Genomic DNA, 18,170 nt, shown 5'->3' with positions numbered 1-18,170 from the left:
CAAGCATCATCGAGGGACGACCATGGAGCACTATGCCGGGATAGATCCCGCCCAAGGCCAACCGCAAGGTCCAGATCAACCTTGACCGCGACATGTGTTGCTGGCGCCACCTCATCGAGAACACCTTCGCCAAGCTGAAGGAGTTCAGAGCCGTCGCCACTCGCTACGACAAGACAGATACCAGCTACGCCGCCTCCTACGCCGCCTCCATCCACCTCGCCGCCGTCATCGCTTCAAGATGACCGTCAACAGCCCCTAAAGGGATGAAGAAGGAAAAAGCGGGCGTGCAGGACATGAAGCTTGCATCTGGCGGAATTAACCCACCAACCACTTCCGGCTCGCGTTTGCGCATTACTTTACGGTCTTGAGCCCCTCCGCGGCCGGCCTCGTTCGGAGCCGGGCATGCAAGCCGGGCGCGTCCAGGCCCTCGGCCTCCAGCATCTCGGCTGCCCGGGCGCGCCACACGAGGTCGCCCGGCTCCGAGAAGGTGCGGCGCAGCTCGCGAATAGTCGCAAGCGACCCCTTCGCCCATTCTCGGAACTCCTGCAGAGGCCAGAGGGCTACGCTGTTCAGGTGCGGCGCCGCGCCCTCCTTCGCCTTCGTCACGGGCGTCACGAGAACGGGGAGGATCTGCGCGCCCTGGCAAGCGGGCACGTTGGCCTGCATCCAGGCTGGGTGGGAGGCGGCTTGGCGCGCCTTCGTCGCGTCCAGGACGGAGTCGGCCTCGGCGCCGGCGTGGTCCTCGAAGACGAGGCAGACGTCGTCTGCGATCCACCACGGGTCGGGCGATGCGTCTGCCTCGATTTTTCCTACGTCGAACCCGAGCAGCTCGCCGAGCCTGAGCTGTGCCTGCTCGAAGCTGCTGGCCGTGGACAACCCCGCCAGGATCTCCTTTTCCCGCCGCGCAAAGCTCCTGTCGTGGAGCGTGCCGAGTCCAGCGAGCACGCCCTCCATCCGCTCCACTTGGCGCAGCACAGCCGTGTTGTCCGCGGCTGCCGCGGCCTGGTCAGGGATGAAGCGGGCGAGTGCGACCAGCCAGGGGATCCCCCCGCGCCGCCTCCTTTGCCTGCCCGAAGTGGGCGCGCGCCTTGGCCGACAGGCCGGTAATGCCCCCCCTCCGCGCCCGACCAGGCTGCGCTGCCGGCGAGGTAGTGCCACAGCGCCCGGTAGCCCCGCAGCTCGGGCGCGGCGAGGCCACCAAGGACCCGCTCCGCGCAACCGAGTGCCGCCTCAAAGTCGCCCTGCCAGAGGCGCGTCTGGAAGTCGATCTCGTGCGGAACGACCCCCCCTCAGATCGTCCATCGCCGGAAAGCGCTGCTGCACCGCACCCTCGCGCTTGGCAAGGATCTCCTTGTTGGCCTCTTCCCAGTCCTTCCCGTTCTGGAGGAAGATGTCTAGGTTCTCGAGCAGGCCCGCCGCGGTCTGGTCCTTCGATTGATCGACGCCGAATTCCAGCTCGGCCTGCAGCTCGGGGTGCAGGAAGACGCGACGCCGCCGGTCGGCCAGGTAGTCCGGGACCTCCTCGCCGGTCACCACCACGGCGGAGAAGTCCTTGAGGGAGCGGGTGCAGCGGCCAATCGCCTGCAGTACCCGGGTCTGGACCCGCTCGTTGAGCAGGACGGCGGCGCCCATGCGCGCCATTAGGAAGCGCTCCTGCAGGTTCGTCGTCTTGGGCAGGCCCTCGACGAAGAGGAGCCGGCAGTCGTCGCCCGGGAAGTCGATGCCGTCGTAGCGGTTGGCCACCACCGCGACCGCCTGCTCCTCGGCCGTGAACGGCTTCTTCGATGCCTCGATGTCGTCCGCGTCGAAGGTCTTGAACCCCAGGTGCTCGGCGACGTCGGCGACCACCCCGTCGTGCAGCCTGTCGCTGGGCACCAGCACCAAGCTTCGTCCGGCGCGGCGCATCATGGCGCGGCGCAGCCCCGGCACCTCGGCCTCGGGCAGCGACATCTCGGGGAAGACGAAGTACCGCCGCCCAATGCCCTGCCGGTCCCACCCCTCGGGGACGGGGAGCCTCAGGATGGAGCGCCGGCCCGTCAGGCGCTCCAGGTCCCCGCCCGCGCCGAGGGTCGCTGACATGAAGATGCGCTGGCGCGCACCGGCGAAGGGCGCGTGGGTCCAGGTGGGCGGGACCAGCGGCCGGAGCAGCACCTCCTGCGTGGAGACGTAGAGCTGGCAGGCGTGTAGGTGGTCCCGCAGCATCGACCAGGGGTACCTCAGCTCCGTGCCGGCGACGTGCTCGTCCACTACCGCCCGCACCTCGCCCCTGACCCGGGCCAGGTCGGGCGAGGCGATCTTGTCCACCCAGACGCGGTCCGCGGTGCTCTCCCACTGCCCGGTGAGGCGCACGAAGTTGGAGGGATCGAGGAGCGGCTTGAGCACGCCGGCGAGCGCGGCATGGAGCGCGGCGTGCTCGTCCCTATGGCGCTCGACCCTCAAGGTCCAGAGCGCGGCGATGTAGTTCTCCGCGGCGTGCGCATCGTCGACGATGACGACGTCCGGGTTGGAAAAGAAGGGGTTGGTGTTGAAGAGGCTGCTGTAGGTAGTGACCGCGACTCTGTCGGCGTTCTGGTATTCCGCCTTGGCGCCCGCGGCGTAGCCGGCCGCCGAGCCGGTGAAGCCGTTCACCGCGAGCCCGTACTGCTCATCAGCCTGCCCGGTGGCCTGGTTGACGAGCTGGCGGGTCGGGCAGAGATACACGACCCGTTCGCCGAACTTGCGCCGCCGCCACTCCGCGATCATGAGCCCAACCAGGGTCTTGCCGCTGCCTGTGGGGAGCTGGAGGGCCACGTCGGGCGCGTCCACGGCCTTGGCAGCGTAGGTCCTCATGACCTCGCCCTGATGCAGGAGAACGCCGTCGATCTTGCGGCGCGGCAAGTCCAGCAGGACCTTCTCCGGGCTATCGGACACGATGGAAGGCGGAGGGGAGTTCTTGAATGCCACAATCATACCGTGCGAAGAATAACACGAAAGATAACGCGGCATGCGAGCCAAGGAAAGTCGCCAACGAGCCGCACTTTGTTGCCGACCCGCCCCTCTCGCAACGAGGCGGTGCAGGCCCTCTGACCGGCGGAGCATGTCTGGCCTCTGCCGAAGCCACCGGGTTGGATCGCTTTGGCACGCCTTGGTCATTACCTCGGCGGCGGCACGTAGAAGCCAGCACATACCTTGTCTTTGGTAGCATGTTGCTGCTATCTCATAGCTGGTGGGAGTTCTCCACGAAATAGGGGGACCAAGTGGCAGCGACGGTTCTGACGGTGGCGTCCACAAAGGGCGGCGCCGGCAAGACGACGATCGTGATGGCGCTCGCCGGCACGCTGGCGGCCGAGGGGCTACGCGTCGCTGTCGTGGACGCAGACCCGAACCGTGCCTACGCCCTCCTGGGCCGAGCAGGCCTACGAGGGCCCCGCCGTCGCCGGGCCGCGCCGAGGCCGACGAGGCACGGCTCGCGGCGGCGATCGACGAGCTCTCACCCCAGGCCGACCTGGTGCTCGTGGACACGGCCGGCTTCGGCAACCGCGCAGCCCTCCTCGCCATGACCGCGGCCGACGCCGTGCTCGTGCCCTGCACGCCGAGCCGCGCCGACGTCGAGCAGGCCGCGAAGACGCTGGAGCTGGTGGATAGCGCGGCCCGGGCGGCGCGGCGCGCCATCCCCGCGCGCGTGGTGCCATCGCGCCCGAAGCAGGCGACCGCGGTGTCGCGGCACGCCGTGGCCGAGCTCGACGCGGCCGCCCTCCCCCGCACCGCCGCAGGGATCGGCGACCGCGTCGCCTTCGCCGAGATGACCTTCTCCGGGCGCGTACCCTCCGGCGGCGACGCCGGCCAGGAGGTCGCGGAGCTGGTCGCGGAGCTGCGAAAGCTTGGCTGGCTGCCGCCGAAGCCCAAGGCGGCCCGCGCCCGCGCATAGCGAGTATATGCTAGCAGATATGAGCACGCACGAGGTCCCCGCATGTCCAGCAAGGGCCTGAAGCCCGCCATCGCCCGCCCCTCCGCGCGGGAGTCGCTTGCCGCCGCCGACGCCGTCGCGCAGCAGGCCAGGGCTGCCGCCAGCTTCCCTCTCGCCGCGGCCCCCCTCCCCCTGCCCCGGCTGCCCCTCCCCCGGTACCGCCCGAGGAGGAGCTCGTGCAGGTGAACATCCGCGTCCGCCGCGCCCTAGGCGACCAGCTCGCCGACAGGGCACGTGCGGAGGGCACGACGCAGAAGGTGCTGGTGTGTCGGGCGCTCGCGGCCGCGGGCTTCGACGTGCACCCGGAGGACCTCCGGGCGACCCCCGCCCCACGGCGTCGTGGCAGCAGCTAGCAACTACGATGAGGGCGTCGGTAGAGTACGACCGAATCGACCCCCTTCCCTGCCCCGCTTCCCCGCCTTCTCCGCGTGCGGGCACTCAGGCCGCCCCGATTTCGTACCCTGGTGACGCCCTGGCGCGGGCCGATCCGGCGCCGCTTATCCACAGTCGATCTGTACCCTGGTGACGCCGCTTCGTACCCGACCGACGAAACCCGAGTCGTTCCCCGTACCCTGGTGACGCATCCAAATAGGGATCCACCTAGCTTCCCTAGGGCCGTCGGCAGGGTACAAGCCGCGCAAGGGGAAAAGCTCGCCATCGAAGGCGCGTCGGCAGGGTACGAATTGCGCCGACAGCCTGGGATGTGCAGCGTGCTTCTGCATGCGCGACTCCACCGACACCACCGCCTGGGCCCTATCCGTGGGTGCCGAAGAGGCTCTTGAAGGGCGCCTGCGCGGCCGGCTGGAGACGCTCGGCATCCAGCAGGCCCTGAACCTCGCCCCAACGGCCATCGACCGCCGCTGCGTCGAGGCCATCCACATGGTCCTCACCGACGAAGACGGCACGCCCAACTTCGTGCACGCCGGCTTCGCCATGACTGCCCTCCCCCACAAGCGGATCGAGGCGAACGAGTGGGTCCGCGACGGCGCGGACATCCGCCTGAGGATCGATAGCGGCAAGACGCACGACGGGACGGCGGTCGGTGTGCCATTCGGCTACGTGGCCCGGCTGATCCTCCTCTACCTACAGACGGAGGCCATCAAGACCCGCTCCCGCGAGGTCGAGCTGGGCCGGTCCATGCACAGCTGGCTCAAGGCGATGGGCCTGAACAGCGGCGGCAAGGGCTACGAGGCGGTCCGTGAGCAGAGCCGGCGCCTCAGCCTCTGCCGGCTGACCTTCTACCGCATCGGCGAGGGCGGCGAAGCCGTGATGAACGGCGGCTTCGTGCGGGAGGCGATCCTGCCAGGCCGGGACATCGACGGCGCGCAGCTCTCCCTCTGGCGCGAGACGGTCGTGCTCGACGAAGTTTTTTACGAAAGTCTCATCCGGCACCCCCTCCCCGTTCGCGAGGCTGCCATCCGCGCGCTGTCTGGACGCAGCATGGCGATCGACCTCTATATCTGGCTCGCCTACCGCCTCCACCACCTTGCGAAGCAGACCAGGGTCCCGTGGCCGGCGCTTTATCGGCAGTTCGGCGCCGGCTTCGCGCTCCAGCGCCAATCCAAGGCACACGCCCGCGAGGCGTTGGCCCTCGCCCTCTCCGCCTACCCGGAGGCGCAGGTGCGCGTGGACGACGAGGCCATCACCCTCATGCCCTCCCCTGCCCCGGTGCCCGAGCGCGCCCGCGCCCCGGCGGCGAGCGCTACGTCGAAGCAACTACCGCGTAGGCGGTAGAAGCTAGCAGGTAGGTGCGGTGGGGTTGGCCGGGCGGCTCAACAAGAAGGTCCTCCTCTTCATCGACGAGTACGGGAGCGCCGGGGACCTCTACCTCGGCGCCGTGGTGGTCCTGGCGCGCGACGCCGGCCACGTGGACAAGTGCCTGAGCGACCTGCTTGAGCCCGGCGCGGGCGAGATCCACGCTCCCTGGCTCGACGATGGCTACCTCCAGGGCCTCATGCAGTGCTTCTGGTCGGCGGCGCCGCGCGACCGGGTCGTGCTTGTCAACCAGAAGGTCGCGGCGCGCGGCGGGCCCGCCCCGGTGCTCTACGCGGCGGCCGTCGTCGAGACGGCGAAGGCCGGGCTCGCCCAGTTCAAGCGCGACGTGCTGGGGCGCGAGACGATCGGCAACGTCGGCGTCATCACGGACGTGAACCACCACAACGACCACCCCGCCTTCGAGGCGGAGATCGAGCGGGCGCGGCGCGAGGACGGACGGTTCCGCGGGGTGAACCGGGTTGCGCGCCTGGACTCGGCTGCCTCGCGGCTGCTCCAGCTGGCGGACATGGTGGCCTACTCGTGCAAGTGGATCGTGAGCGCCGAGCTCAACGCCACCGGGTTCGAAAGCGGTTCGGGATCCAGCTCCCCTGAAACGGTGAGAGCCGCCCGGCGAGGGCGGCTCCCGGAAGAGGGCAGGGAGGGTGGCCGGCAACCGGGGCTTTCGGCCTCCGGGTGGCCACCGCGCCCGCCCGACACGCGGCCGGACGGGTCGCACGCAGGGACCCCCTGCGGCACCATAGGTACCCCCGCCGCCGGCGGGTTTAGGGAAAAGCCGGCACGCCGCAGAGATCGCTACCTTATAGCAGGTATCAGGTAGCAAGTAGTGGATAGATCATATCATTAGTTTGGCAGGTGGCGTGGAACCTGCGGCGGCATCGCTGGATCGCCGCGGGCGATCCCACCGAACACCGCTTCGGCTGCCTGGTGCACGTGGCAGGAGCCATCTGGATCGGTTCCTCAACGCGCATCGCCTTCCAGGCGGGGCACGCCCGGCAGCGGGGGGCAAGGCGACCAAGGGCCGCACCCCAGGCCCTTCGTGCTGCTCCATCGCGTCGGGCTTCCTCTCCTCGGAACTCCGCCCACCTCCGCTTCGGTAAGAATCCCGTGCCCAAATCAGCTTGTTGTAGAAGTGCTGCCGATTGGCACGTGGTCGCTTAAGCGACCCGTTGCTGGTGATCCCGCACGCAGCGCCCACAGCTTTGCTGATGCTCGTGTGTCAAGGCGCTGGTCGACAGCAGCACCACAGCACCACACGCGCATTGGCACTGCCAGTAAGCCTTCCAATCGGCAGAATGCGCAAAGCCGAGAACCTCCAATCTGCCGTTCTTGTAGCCGGTGAGGTCCTTGCGCATGCCTTGGCAGGCCGTGCAGTGCTTGGCACCGCGGAAATTCCCCGACCTGCATCATCTTCTGCTCGCCGCAGACTTGGCACTCGACCAGCAGCATGGTCTGACCTGTTATCGGATGCGGTTCGGCATACCCTACGACCTTGAGCCGTCCATTTACCTCGCCGACGAGATCCACGCGACGCCGTCCCGGCCGAGTAGGCTGGTAACTGTGTGATCGAATGGGCTTCTGTTGAACCCCTGCCATTTCCAAATCGCCGAGGTGCGCACAACGTCGGCAAGCAATGCTTCCGGTCTTGATGGCCCGGCGAAGATTGCCCGTTTCCCGCATGGATCCGGCGCCGCACTGACAGCGGCAGCGCCAGGAGTGAAAGCCATGCCGATCCCGACCAACGTAATCTACAACGCATCCTCCCCCGACAGTCTGGCCGGTGAGAAACCCCGCTTGAGCTGGTCAAGGTGCTCGCAGAGGTCACAGCCTGCCGTGGGAGAGGCACTGGCCAGCAGCGCGCCGCGCTGCATTTCCTTCTCTTCATCGCAGCTGGTGCATCTCACCCGCCACTTCGGATGGCCCTTAGCCGTCCGGCCCGTGCGCTCTAGAACAGCAAGGCGGCCGAAGGTCTGCCCGGTCAGATCACCCATCCGACGTAATTTTGCAGTGACAGGAGATGCCCTCCGCACGTGTATCGCCGTGGTGTCGCTGGGAGATGCTGGCGGTGGAACTCCCTGACAGTCCCTTGTTCGAGTCATCAGGGAAGGCCAGCGTACCATCCCGCAACCGGGCCATAATCTGCTGGAAGCGGCGCGCGGCCTGGGACGTCTTGGCGAGGTTGTAGTAGCGCCCTCCTATGGCGTGCCCAGCATGGCCAAGTATTACTCTGATAATGGCGACATGCTCGGGGGCATTCACCGCGACTGAGGTTGCCGCGCTATGGCGGAATCGATGCGGCCCAATGCGGTCCCCAAAAACGGCAGCCGTATAGTTTGCGACGCAGACGTACAGCCGCTCAGGGCCCAGAGAGGAGCCATCGCTCGATACCCAGAGCGCGTTACCGATGGGTTGGGCCCAGCGCTTTCGCTGCTGCTTCAGGACCGGGCGATGCACCGAGAGGTAAGTCTCCAGCATGGGCACCAGGATCTCCGGCCAAAGCAGATCGAAGAGCTGGTCCGTCTTGGAGTGCGTGCCTCTAACGCGCCACTTCCCGGTTTCCTGGCTCACGTTCTGCCCGAGCTGCAATGCAGCGAGGTCAGCTCGGCGCAACGGGAAGAGAGTAAGAAAAGCGATAATGAGCCCATCGCGGTACCGCATGGCCGCCTTGCGTGGCGTCGTCTCCAGATCCGCACTTGCCATGAGCGCTAGGCCAAGCTCGAGCAGTTCCACCGCCTCAGGAATCTCAGCGCGTTTTTTCCGAGACGCATGGTGGCTGCGGCCCTTTGTCACGACGCGCAGGATCCAGCGCCAGTCCTTGTCCGGCGCCAGCGCCAGCATGGCCTCGTAGAGTTCCTGCAGGCGATTCTTCAGGGTGGAGGTAGTGTTCACCCGGCCGAGGTCGTGAATGTAGGCGTCGACCGCCTTGCGCGTGACGAGATCACCGGGCGTCAGGGCTGTATCAAGCCGGCCAGTGTGCGCCAGCCAAGACAGCCAACGCCCGTAGCCCTTCTCGACCTTGCGATTGCTGATCGGCTTAAAGCGGGCACGCTTGCCGCCGTCGTCGCGCAGGGTTTCAGGCCGCAGGGCCTCCTCCCAGAGCTGCCGGTGCTCGGCCGGCCAGTTCGTGCGGGGGAGGCATAGGCGGGGGGGGCACGGCGACGATCATTGGTCACAGCGCCGTCCCGTCGCGCATGGCCAGAATCACGTCCCGGAACCGCTGCATGGCGGCCTGCTCTTCGGTAAAGACGTAGGTGCCGGCTGTGGTCGCAAGCGACTTGTGGCCCAGCACGAGACGCACCGTCTCGAAGTCGCCGGGCCGAGCCTTGAGGTAGAGTGAAGCCATGGCGTGTCGGAAGAGGTGCGGGTTCATCCTAAGCTCCGTGTGCTCGAACACCGCGCGACTAATCTGCCGGCCCAAGGCCTGCGGGTTCTTCGCCCGGCCGAGCTGGCCTGGAAACAGGGCCGTGCTGCCCGGCTCAGCGAGGGTGGGGCGGAATTCCCTAAGGTAGCGCCGCAGCAGAACGACGGTGGGCTCCGGCAGCGGGTAATCGAGGTGATACTCGTTCTTGACCTCGTCCGCGTCGATAACGATGCGCGCTTTGCCGCCGGGACGCCTTGGGAGGACAAGGTGCCGTTCGGTGTCGAGCGCCGCGAGGTTGCCGATGCGCAAGGGCACCATCAGCAGGATCTCGATGGTGAGCGCGACTTGCGCCAGCAGAGCAGCGCGGTGCGGGTGCTGCACGTTTTCGGCGAGCCCAAGCAGCTTTCCAGGCAGTCGCAGCAGCGCGAGTGCCGCCTCCGGATCGTCGAGGATGGGGTAGAGCCGGGCTCGGTTCTTCGTCGTCATGCCGCGGCGCGGGACCTGCTTGCAGATCTTCTTCAAGAGGACCCGAATCTTTTGCATATCGTCGGCGCTGGGTTTCGGCCTCACCCAATGACGGGCAATGGACTGCAGTCCGGCGACGAGGCCGGGCAAGGACGGCATATACTTGCCGTCACGGCGATAGACCTCGGCGCCGAGCCTCAGAGTGGCGGGTTCAACCAGATCGGCCAGCCGTCGCAGCGAGCTCGGATCCACACCCTGCTTCACGAGCGTCGAGGCGAACTGCTGGACCTGATGTTCGCGGTGCTTCAGGGTGGTAGGACGGGCCGGCTTGGACGGCCCGTCGTCCTCCCTCTCACCCTCCGCCTCGGGTGGCAGACCGATACCCGCACGGTAGTCAAGCCAGCCCTGGAGGTCGGCGCGCAGGCTGGCAGGGAAGGTCTCCCAAGGCAGCACGCGGAGGCCCTTCCGCGGCTTCGTTTCCAGTAGCCTGCCGGGCCAGTCCGGCACCTCGCTGCACGCCCGGTTCCAGGCGCGACGGGTATCACGCAGCAGCCCAGCGGAGCCCTTCAGCCGGACTATGTCGAGGTAGCCAGGGAACTGCTCCAGCGTCCCCTCTCCTACCTGCTCGGGGCTGATGCCGGCCTCGCTGCAGAAGTGGAAGAGACGAGACAGACTCTTGCGCGTCCACTGGTCGGCGATCCGCGCTTTCAGTTCTTGCCACTCGGGCGCGAGCGGCAGGTCGCGCTGTCGCCGGAGATGCGGGGGCAGCACCAGGTCCAATGCCTTGTTCAGCCGATAATGGACATTGCTCCAGGAGGCCTTGCTGATGCCGTGGGCGATGGGAGCGACAGTTCTGAAACGCTGGCTCAAGGCGCGACGATTGGCGGGGATCTGGGCCGGGTCCTCGCCAAGCAAGCGTGCCACGGTGCGGATGGCTGAGGCCATCTCCTCCCGCTGACGCGACGTGACGTTGGACGCATTGGGCAGCGCCGCGAGCACGTCAGCCAAGGTCAGCTTGGCAGACGGGCCGACATCGGAGGCCTTGAAGAGGGCGAACTGCGCTGGACCAACGAGGTCACCACTTGGCTGTGGGGCTGGATGGCGGCTGAGAGCGGTCATGGTCGGGCACCCGCAGGGCTGCTTGTCTCAGCCCGATCCTGCTCTGGTTCGGCCCTGTTTGGAAACCAAATTTGTGAAAACATCATATCCATATCCTTCGTCGACATGGACACCGACAATCATGGCGCGATAACCCGATAGGCACCCAGCCGTTCGGCCTGAACCGCCATCTGTGGTAGCCGAACCGACTGGACGCTACCGGCGCTCTGCCGCTGGATCGAGGACCGCTTCGCCAAGCGCCTGTCTCATTTTTTGGCCGACTGCCGGTTGTCTTTTTTGCTTGCTTACAGCCGTAAGGATTGCAAGATTTTCCATGCGAATTGACCCTACTTTCCTGTTTGCCTCATCACAACCAGGAGGCGGGAAAATGCGAGTGGTTGTCGTCTCACCCGTGCGGCTGTTCCGTGAAGGCTTGGCCACCAGCCTCCTGACCGAAGATGGGATCGTGGCGGCGGAGACCGCGTCGGATTTCGGCGCGTTCCTAGCCATAATCAGCCGTGGCGCTCCAGATGTCGCGCTGATCGATGTAACGCAGCCCCTCGATCTTGAGGAGGTTCGGCTGGCGGCCACGGGGCTGCCCGAACTGCTGCTCCTAGCGCTCGGGTTGGCCGAGCGGCGCGAGGAGGTGGTGCGGTATGGCCGAGCCGGCTTTGCAGGCTATATCCCATGCGATGCGTCGTTGGCCGATCTCCGCCAAGTAATGGCCGATGCCGTTGCGGGGAGACTTCGATGTCCTGCCGAAATCGCGAACGGCCTCATCCGGGCGCTTTTTCGGCCAGCTGAGGCCATGGTTCAAACGAGGGCGACACCGGGTGATGCCCAGTTGACCAACCGCGAGGGCGAGGTGCTGCGCCTGGTCGCGCGCGGCCTCAGCAACAAGGAAATCGCGCGCGAACTCCAGCTCAGCGTGGCGACTGTCAAGCATCACGTCCACAGCGTGCTAGGCAAGCTCGGCGTCGTCGGGCGGGCCCAGGCAATGCGTCGGGTGCGCGAGGCGCCTTGGGTCGCGACATCGGGGTGAAGCACATCGCAGGCCATGCCCGGCCTGTGCAGGCTACATGTTCTCCTCGTCGTCTCGCCATGGCAGGGCTCAGTAAGGGGTGATCGGCACGCTTAACGAACGCCATCACCGGGACAGGAGATCGGGCTCATGTTCCAGCAACGCCGAGCGCTGCTCACGCCGGTGCAGGAGATCTATCCCACCGCGGTTGGTGACGGCGTGCTGCTTGCGGGTGGCATTGCTGCCTTCCGGTCCGCCTCGCGTGCTGCGACCGATGAGGTGGTGCATTACGATCTCGCCCATGACAACTGGCATTATGTGCAGCCGCTTCCGGAGCCGCTTCATCATCCCTGCCTTCTCGCACGATCAGACGCTGTTCTCGCGATCGGCGGATTCGGTGCCGGCTCACTGCTACTTCCCCAAGTGGGAGAGGTGTCCGACGCCTGGAGAATGAGGGACACCGTCTTCGAGCTTCCGCTACCGCACATGACCGCCTGGACACCAGGCCCGACTCTGCCAATGCCGCGCGCCGAGTTCTCGGCGGGCGTCATCGACGAACACGTGATCATCGCCGGCGGCCGATACCGGCATTCGACCCTCCTCAACAGCCGCTACGAGGACCATGCGGACACGCCGAGCACCCTCGTGCTCGCGCCGGGGGCGTCCTCCTGGGCCCGGAGGCGTGACATGCTGACGCCCCGGAACAGCGCGGCAGCAGCGGTGCTCGGCAGCAGATTGCACGTTATCGGCGGCCGGCAGGTGAAGGATGTGAGGGCCGGCCGGTCCGTGAACGTATCCACCCATGAGGCCTACGACCTGGCCCAGGACAGGTGGGAGGAGCTCAAGGACCTGCCCGAGGCACTGGCCGGCGCCGCCGCAACAGTGTGGGGAGGATGCATCTACGTCTTCGGCGGTGAGCGACTGGCTCCGCCGGAACGAGCCTTCGCAGATGTCTGGAAGTATGATCCCGCGACGAAGGACTGGACCCATCACGATGTCATGCCGGAAACGCGGCATGGCCTTGGCGCGATCGCGCTGGAGGACGGCATCCATCTGCTGGGCGGCGCCACGGGTCCGAACATGCAAGGGACCTGCGACCATCACCACGTGTTCACGCCCTGAGGCATCCAAGAAGGGATGCTGCTCGACGCATTGTCATCCGGGCGAATTGATGGACCACGTAAAGTCTGGGTTGTTCTCGCCTGCGACCTCAATGAGTAACTGGTGGAGATCGTCTGTCATCTCATTGAACTCGACGTGCAAGCGCGATCCGGACGGCAGTGCGCGCACCTCGTCTGTGCACACTTGCCGAACACGGGCAAGCGCCAGTGTTTGCTGACGTTTCGTCAAGCCGCTCCACTCAATAAAGACCGGCTTCAGTCGCACACCCTCCGTAAGCACGAATGTCGTTGCGAGCATCTCGCTGAGGTAGACTTGGAAACCGTCGTCCGTGGAACGCGTGTACATTGCCGAGTACTCTCAAGTCGGCGGGAGCGCATAGGGAGCGTGACAGCGCACCTTCAGGCCGGCATCGGCAAAATGCTTCACTACCGTGCTCCGCATCTCCTTCGCCTTGTTGGCATCGTTGGCCACAAAGGTTGGAGTCAGCTGATAAAGTATGGCGCCGTCCTCGATAGTGCGCGCCTCATGACCAGGCACGCGCAGCAAGAGATCCCGGCCATAACGAGCTACATAGCCCGGCCCCCAGATGTTGAGCCAATTGATGGTGGTCAGTCTTGTTTGGGACACGTCGCGAGGTGTGACGCTCAGGCGATTCCCGTTGTCAACTGCAGTAAATTCGGGTTTTGAAACGGAATAAAGCGCCTCCGCTAGTGTTCGCAGAGCCTGCGCAAGTGGCTCGACAAAGGTGCGCTGATCCTTGAACTCGAAATCAGCAAGGCAATAGACGCTAATCTTATTGGTATGTGCAGCCATTTGTCGGATTTCAACGATTCCATTGTCGAACCCCGGAAGGCTATCTAGCCGCGCCGGGAACATGAATGACCACTCAGCGTCCTCCACTCGGCCGTTATCAGCATACTGCGACCCGGTGTACTGCCACTGGAGCAATTCTTGAAGCTCCGCTTTCGATTGGATTAATCGCATCCCGCCGTCTGCTCGTACCATCAGCTTGAAGCCGCAGTCCAACATGACTGCTGCGAGTGATACAGCGCTGCTAGGGCTGAGTTGCTTGCATTGGAGCATCCGGAGCTCCACCGGCAGGTCATTCACTTCGTCGCTCCCTGGGGAGGTATTGTCATGATCTCAACCGAGATGATCGCCTCGTGTTCGCGGATGCTGATCGCCTCGAACGTCAGATTGAATTTTTTCCAGCTCGGATCTGAGAACACCCTCCACAAACCCGATGGTGATGGGCTTTGTCTTAGTAGTGCCTAACTCCAGCACGACCTGCTTACCGGCTGATTGATACTTTCGGAGCTGCGCAATGAGCTTAGCCATATTGTTTTGAGTGTATTCTGATGTCCAGTATTTGTACTCAACGACCTGATCTGGATCAGTCAGCTCGAAGTCAATGCGCCCCTTCCCTTGGGGCTGCGTCACCTCTACGCCAACTAGCCGGCCGCTTCTGTGCAGTTCCTCTGCCCTTCGTAGCTGCGCGTTGATGCCTATCCTGTATGGATAGGGTATGTTCTCGTTCTGCGCGAGTGCTCGCAGCCGCGCGATGCCCTCCCTGACGGCCTTGCTTGCACCTTTGAAGCCACCCTTGTAGCGAATTCCGGGGCTCGCGACGTACTCGTAATCCCAGCTGGCGCCCCCATCGACCACGACGATCGACTTGAACACCGGGTGCTGCCGTTTGACTTGGATAGCGACAGCCTCGGCTTCCTTCCGATCGATCTTCCCCTCTACTTCACGCGCTGCCTCGGCCTCTTCGAGCGCCGCCAGCCCAGCCTCGATCTTCGCCTTCTTCTCCGGATCCGCCTCTTCCTTCGCGCCCTTCTCCTTCTTCCCCCCGAAGAGCTGGCCCACCTTCTTCGCCAGCTCCACCGCCTTCCCGATCACCCAGTCGATTGCCTTGTTCACGGGCTCCTGGATCTTCTCGATGATCTTCTTGATCTTCTCCGACAGGCCGCCCAGCCCGAGCAGGTTCGCCAGGAAGCCGATCACCACCGGGACCGCCCGCGCCAGAGCGCCCTCCACCGCGCGCGCCATAGCGCCGAGATTGCCGGCGACGATCGCAGCCAGGCTGTCGAGGATCGAGTTGACGAACTCGGCGATCTGCCGCCCACGTTCGACGAAGAACATGACAATGTCGTAGATCGCCTTGCACGCCTTCACGAAGGCGGAGGCTGGGTTCAGCAGGCCGATCAGCCACACCACGCCAGCCTTCAGCACCTGCACGATGAGCATCTCGCGGACCTGGCCGAGCACCTGCTCCTTTAGCGCCTCCAGCCGCTCGAGCAGCATGCGCCAGATCCCCGCCGGCCCCTCGGTGATCAGGATTTTGAAGACCTCCGCCACCGACTCCAGCCTCGCGACCAGCGGCTCGCCGAGCAACCGCACGGCCCGTGCGCGGATGTTCGCATAGGTTAGGCCGAGCACGCTCAGGATCAGGCCGAAGATGCCCTTCAGGTCGAAGCGTTCGGGGATCTGGATGCCGGCTGCGGCAAGCGTCCCGAACAGCCACTGCATGAACCCGGCCTTCAGGTGGTTCACGATGTTCGCAATGAAGGCGTCCAGCCCGGCCTTCACGCCGCTGACCAGGTTGCGCAGGAAGCGGATCGGGTCGTCGAGGATAGAATCCACCACGCCGGCCGCCTTGGCGAGGATGCCGAGCAGCAGCGCGCGGAACTCCATGATCGTCTGGATGACGCCGGCCACCGCCTCCTTCGCGCGGTCCCAGAGCGACTTGTTGGCGTCGCGGAAGGCCTGCGCCCGCTCATCCACCTGGCGGCGGGATTCGGCATATTTCTCGCCGAGCCGGTCGATCAAGCCGCCCTTTCGCTCCTCGATCTCGCCGCCCATGCGCTCGAACTCGCCGTCGAGCTTCGCGCGTGCCTCCTGGCCGAAGGTCCGCAGCTCCGCAGGCAGGCCGGCCACCAGCGCGTCGGCCTCGGCGCGGCCCTGGCGGACGCGGTCCTTCGCCGCGGTGAGCTTCCCGCCGACCACCGCCGCCACCTGGTCGATGGTCTCCCGAACCACATTGTCGTAGGCCGCACGCGCGCCGGCGATGGCACGCTCGACCCGCTCCTTGCCGAGGCTCCAGAAGTAGCCGACGACGGCGCCGAGCAGCCCGGCGGTGTTGAACCACTCCGAGGCCTGCTCGCGCCGCGCTTCCTCCTCTAGCCGCTCGCGCTCCCGCTCAAAGGCCTGTAGTGCGCGGGCGAGACCAGCCTCGAATAGCCGCGTTGCCTCGGCGTCCATCTCGTCGAGGGTCTTCTGGACATCGGCGCGGGTCCGCGTCTGGATCGCGTCGAGCTGCGCCGAGACACGCTCGCGCGCCGCCTCGTCTTGGCTCTTCGTCGCTCCCTGCTGGCTGGCCACCCGGCCGAAGGCACCGCCCCGCGCGCGTACCAGCTCACCCATCCCCTGCGCGAGCGCGGGCACCGCTTCCGCCTGCGCTTGCCCGCGCAGCTGCGCCTCTGCCTGGCGCATTTCGGCAGGTCCGGTCCGGCTGTGCCCCTCCGCCTGCTGACGCGCCACCCCGGCGGCGGCGAAGCTCGGCTCGTTAGCGCGGGCGAGCTTCTCGGGCGTCAGCCGCGCCTCCATCATCTGCCGATCCGCCTCGGAGCGATTGGCACGCGTGTCGAGCGCAGCCGGCGGAAGAGGCGGCGGGACGGCGCCCTTCGGGTCAAGCGACGCGGGCGCAGGTGCGGGGGGGCGGTGGCGGAAGGCCAGGCGGCGGGGCCTGCGGGAAGCGCGCCGGGTCGGGGGCGGCACCGGCGGCGGCCTCCATGCCCCCCCGTCGCCCGGTCCTTGCGCGTGTCGAGCTCGCCGCGCATCGCGCTACCCGCCGCATGCGCCGTGCCCGATTGCAGCGACTTCTGCGCATCCTCGGCCGAGTTCGGCGCCGGCATCACCTCATTAAGCTTGCGGCGCAGCGCGTTCTTGAACTCCGCCGCCTCGAAGCCCGAGCTCGGCGCCTCCGCCAATTCCTGCACCGCGGCCCGGGCCGCTGCGCCGCGTGCGGCCGGCCCGGGCGCTACGGCCGCCGCCTGTGCCACCGCCACGGCAGGCCCGGCGGGGGGATGGGCTGCCTGGCGGCGCGCCTGTGTCTCGATCTGGCTGCGCAGGCGCGCCAAGCCCTGATTATGTCCCGCCGGGCGCAGCTCCGCCGTGGCCTCTTCGCCGGCCCCCCCTCCCCCTGCTCTCCGGTCCTGGAGGCGCCTCGGCAGGCTGTGGGGGTGCGGCACGCGCAGGCGGTGCCGAGGCGCGCCCTTCGTCCCCCGGGCGACGTGCCGCGCCCGGTGCCGCGTCGGCGAGCGCGGGCTGTACGAATTGGCCGAGCAGCGCCTGCGTGCCCGCATTGCCGAGCCGGTTGCGCAGCTCCTGCGCGGGGCTCGGGCCCGGGCCGCGCGCGGCCGGTGCCGGCGCCGCGGCACGCGGCGCTGCGGCCGGGCGCCGTTCCGGCGCTCCGGGCTGACGGGCCGCGGCGGGCTTGGGCGCCATGGATACCCCTCGGCGGCTACATCCCTCGCTTCAGGGCGGCGGGATGTCGGCGAAGAGCGGATCCGCGAGCAGGGCCGGACGCACGAAGCGTCGCACGCCATGGCGCACGTATAGTTTGTCGTCCGTGTGGAAGAAAACCTTCGCCAGGATCAGCCAGCCACGCTGCGCGCAGCAGCCGGCGCACGTACCCGCCACATGGTCCTCGTAGCAGGCCTTGCGGTCCGTCTCGGTCATCAACTTCGGCCCCGGGGCGGAGTCCCTCGGCGCCACGTGCTCCTCCACGCCTGCCCCGCCAACCGTGGAGGCTCCCTCGTCGAGTCGCGGTGACGCGGTGCTACCCCCCCAACGGGCTCCGCCAATTCCGGGCAGCCACAGGACTCCTTCGGGCGCTCGTTCAGGAGCGCAATCTCGTAGCCGTCGCGTAGGCGCGTCGCCACGCTGTCGCTGCCGCCATCCTCGGGCGGGCATGCCAAGCCGCGCGGCACGCAATCCTGCTGGGTCCGGCGCAGCAGGACCCAGAGCTCGCGCGGCAGCGGCTCACCGCATTCGCGGCGCACGGTGAGCCTCTGCGGGTGCGGCACATGCACGGGGTCGCCCTCGCAGTCGAGCGCGAGGCCGGCATCGACATCGACATGCAGACAGTCGCCGTGCCGCTCGTGGCGTGCCGTCACCTTCAGGCCGCAGACGACGCCGCAGCCGAAGAGGTGGCGGAACAGCAGCCGGCTGAGCTGCCGGGTATACTCGACGCCGGCCGTCAGATCGTCATCAAGCAGGAGAAGGCCGGGGCTGAAGCGCGGGCGCGAGATCATCCCCGTGCCGCACACGCGCTCCTTCGCGTCCTGCCTGCCGGTGGAGGTTGTCGTAGCGCTCATGTC

At 66.7% G+C, this 18,170-nt stretch carries 15 protein-coding genes and 2 pseudogenes; 7 read left to right on the top strand and 10 right to left on the bottom strand.

Annotation, left to right across the window (positions count from 1 at the left end):
- Positions 1-44 precede the first annotated feature (44 nt).
- Positions 45-242, top strand: a pseudogene (locus tag KSF81_RS28650) (IS5/IS1182 family transposase); the annotation flags it as partial.
- A gap of 109 nt (positions 243-351) precedes the next feature.
- On the opposite strand, the gene KSF81_RS28645 reads toward KSF81_RS28650, so the two are convergent.
- Together KSF81_RS28645 and KSF81_RS28640 are read right to left on the bottom strand one after the other, a co-directional pair.
- On the bottom strand, positions 352-975 hold the full coding sequence (locus tag KSF81_RS28645) for a hypothetical protein (protein ID WP_217382224.1): 624 nt from the start codon (positions 973-975) through the stop codon (positions 352-354).
- Positions 976-1,230: 255 nt separating this feature from the next.
- On the bottom strand, positions 1,231-2,943 hold the full coding sequence (locus KSF81_RS28640; protein ID WP_217382199.1) for a DEAD/DEAH box helicase: 1,713 nt from the start codon (positions 2,941-2,943) through the stop codon (positions 1,231-1,233).
- Positions 2,944-3,236: 293 nt separating this feature from the next.
- Between KSF81_RS28640 and KSF81_RS28635 the strand changes: the two genes are divergently transcribed.
- The 4 genes and pseudogenes from KSF81_RS28635 to KSF81_RS28620 all read left to right on the top strand — a co-directional run bounded on the left by KSF81_RS28635 (position 3,237) and on the right by KSF81_RS28620 (position 6,539).
- Entirely contained in the window at positions 3,237-3,539 is a 303-nt protein-coding gene (locus tag KSF81_RS28635; RefSeq protein WP_309139787.1) for a ParA family protein, read from the top strand.
- Positions 3,437-3,907, top strand: a pseudogene (locus KSF81_RS28630) (partitioning protein); the annotation flags it as partial. The gene KSF81_RS28635 and the pseudogene KSF81_RS28630, both read left to right, overlap by 103 nt.
- Positions 3,908-4,666: 759 nt before the next feature.
- Positions 4,667-5,680, top strand: a complete 1,014-nt coding sequence (locus KSF81_RS28625) for a replication protein RepA (RefSeq protein ID WP_217382223.1) — start codon at positions 4,667-4,669, stop codon at positions 5,678-5,680.
- Between the two features lie 25 nt (positions 5,681-5,705).
- Positions 5,706-6,539, top strand: coding sequence for a DUF3800 domain-containing protein (locus tag KSF81_RS28620; protein WP_217382222.1), 834 nt, complete (start codon positions 5,706-5,708; stop codon positions 6,537-6,539).
- 1,163 nt (positions 6,540-7,702) lie between these two features.
- On the opposite strand, the gene KSF81_RS28615 is transcribed toward KSF81_RS28620, so the two are convergent.
- Positions 7,703-8,608 (bottom strand): site-specific integrase, encoded by a 906-nt coding sequence (locus KSF81_RS28615; protein WP_217382221.1) that lies wholly within the window; start codon positions 8,606-8,608, stop codon positions 7,703-7,705.
- Between the two features lie 280 nt (positions 8,609-8,888).
- Positions 8,889-10,664 carry a tyrosine-type recombinase/integrase gene (locus tag KSF81_RS28610; RefSeq protein WP_217382193.1) on the bottom strand — a complete coding sequence of 592 codons (1,776 nt, stop codon included), beginning with the start codon at positions 10,662-10,664 and terminating at the stop codon, positions 8,889-8,891.
- A 367-nt stretch (positions 10,665-11,031) separates the two neighbouring features.
- On the opposite strand from KSF81_RS28610, the gene KSF81_RS28605 reads away from it, so the two are divergent.
- Both KSF81_RS28605 and KSF81_RS28600 read left to right on the top strand, forming a co-directional pair.
- The gene (locus KSF81_RS28605; protein WP_217382192.1) at positions 11,032-11,685 is read left to right on the top strand and encodes a response regulator transcription factor; all 654 of its coding nucleotides are present in this window, start codon (positions 11,032-11,034) and stop codon (positions 11,683-11,685) included.
- Between the two features lie 129 nt (positions 11,686-11,814).
- On the top strand, positions 11,815-12,786 hold the full coding sequence (locus KSF81_RS28600) for a kelch repeat-containing protein (protein ID WP_217382220.1): 972 nt from the start codon (positions 11,815-11,817) through the stop codon (positions 12,784-12,786).
- A gap of 33 nt (positions 12,787-12,819) precedes the next feature.
- Here the strand turns inward: KSF81_RS28600 and KSF81_RS28595 are convergent, their stop codons facing one another.
- The 6 genes from KSF81_RS28595 to KSF81_RS28570 form a co-directional block, all read right to left on the bottom strand.
- Positions 12,820-13,131, bottom strand: a complete 312-nt coding sequence (locus tag KSF81_RS28595) for a hypothetical protein (RefSeq protein WP_217382189.1) — start codon at positions 13,129-13,131, stop codon at positions 12,820-12,822.
- 12 nt (positions 13,132-13,143) lie between these two features.
- Entirely contained in the window at positions 13,144-13,896 is a 753-nt protein-coding gene (locus KSF81_RS28590; protein WP_217382188.1) for a hypothetical protein, read from the bottom strand.
- A 33-nt stretch (positions 13,897-13,929) separates the two neighbouring features.
- Complete coding sequence (locus tag KSF81_RS28585; protein ID WP_217382219.1) at positions 13,930-16,398, bottom strand: hypothetical protein; 2,469 nt, start codon at positions 16,396-16,398, stop codon at positions 13,930-13,932.
- On the bottom strand, positions 16,395-16,928 hold the full coding sequence (locus KSF81_RS28580) for a hypothetical protein (RefSeq protein WP_217382186.1): 534 nt from the start codon (positions 16,926-16,928) through the stop codon (positions 16,395-16,397). Before KSF81_RS28580 ends, KSF81_RS28585 begins: the two co-directional genes overlap by 4 nt.
- Before the next feature lie 397 nt (positions 16,929-17,325).
- Positions 17,326-17,529: a hypothetical protein gene (locus tag KSF81_RS28575; protein WP_217382218.1), complete on the bottom strand. Its 204-nt coding sequence runs from the start codon at positions 17,527-17,529 to the stop codon at positions 17,326-17,328.
- Positions 17,529-18,167 (bottom strand): hypothetical protein, encoded by a 639-nt coding sequence (locus tag KSF81_RS28570; protein ID WP_217382217.1) that lies wholly within the window; start codon positions 18,165-18,167, stop codon positions 17,529-17,531. Before KSF81_RS28570 ends, KSF81_RS28575 begins: the two co-directional genes overlap by 1 nt.
- Positions 18,168-18,170 lie beyond the last annotated feature (3 nt).

Source organism: Siccirubricoccus sp. G192, from assembly GCF_019084075.1.
GTDB lineage: Bacteria > Pseudomonadota > Alphaproteobacteria > Acetobacterales > Acetobacteraceae > G192.
The sequence above is the reverse complement of the archived record's forward strand: the minus strand, read 5'-3'. Positions and strand labels throughout refer to the sequence as shown.

What these genes read in the sequence shown, in the direction of transcription:
- KSF81_RS28575 (WP_217382218.1), bottom strand. Translation starts at nt 17,529, where the DNA reads ATGACCGAGACGGACCGCAAGGCCTGCTACGAGGACCATGTGGCGGGT.
- KSF81_RS28570 (WP_217382217.1), bottom strand. Translation starts at nt 18,167, where the DNA reads ATGAGCGCTACGACAACCTCCACCGGCAGGCAGGACGCGAAGGAGCGC.
- KSF81_RS28625 (WP_217382223.1), top strand. Translation starts at nt 4,667, where the DNA reads ATGCGCGACTCCACCGACACCACCGCCTGGGCCCTATCCGTGGGTGCC.
- KSF81_RS28605 (WP_217382192.1), top strand. Translation starts at nt 11,032, where the DNA reads ATGCGAGTGGTTGTCGTCTCACCCGTGCGGCTGTTCCGTGAAGGCTTG.
- KSF81_RS28595 (WP_217382189.1), bottom strand. Translation starts at nt 13,131, where the DNA reads ATGTACACGCGTTCCACGGACGACGGTTTCCAAGTCTACCTCAGCGAG.
- KSF81_RS28585 (WP_217382219.1), bottom strand. Translation starts at nt 16,398, where the DNA reads ATGATGGAGGCGCGGCTGACGCCCGAGAAGCTCGCCCGCGCTAACGAG.
- KSF81_RS28610 (WP_217382193.1), bottom strand. Translation starts at nt 10,664, where the DNA reads ATGACCGCTCTCAGCCGCCATCCAGCCCCACAGCCAAGTGGTGACCTC.
- KSF81_RS28600 (WP_217382220.1), top strand. Translation starts at nt 11,815, where the DNA reads ATGTTCCAGCAACGCCGAGCGCTGCTCACGCCGGTGCAGGAGATCTAT.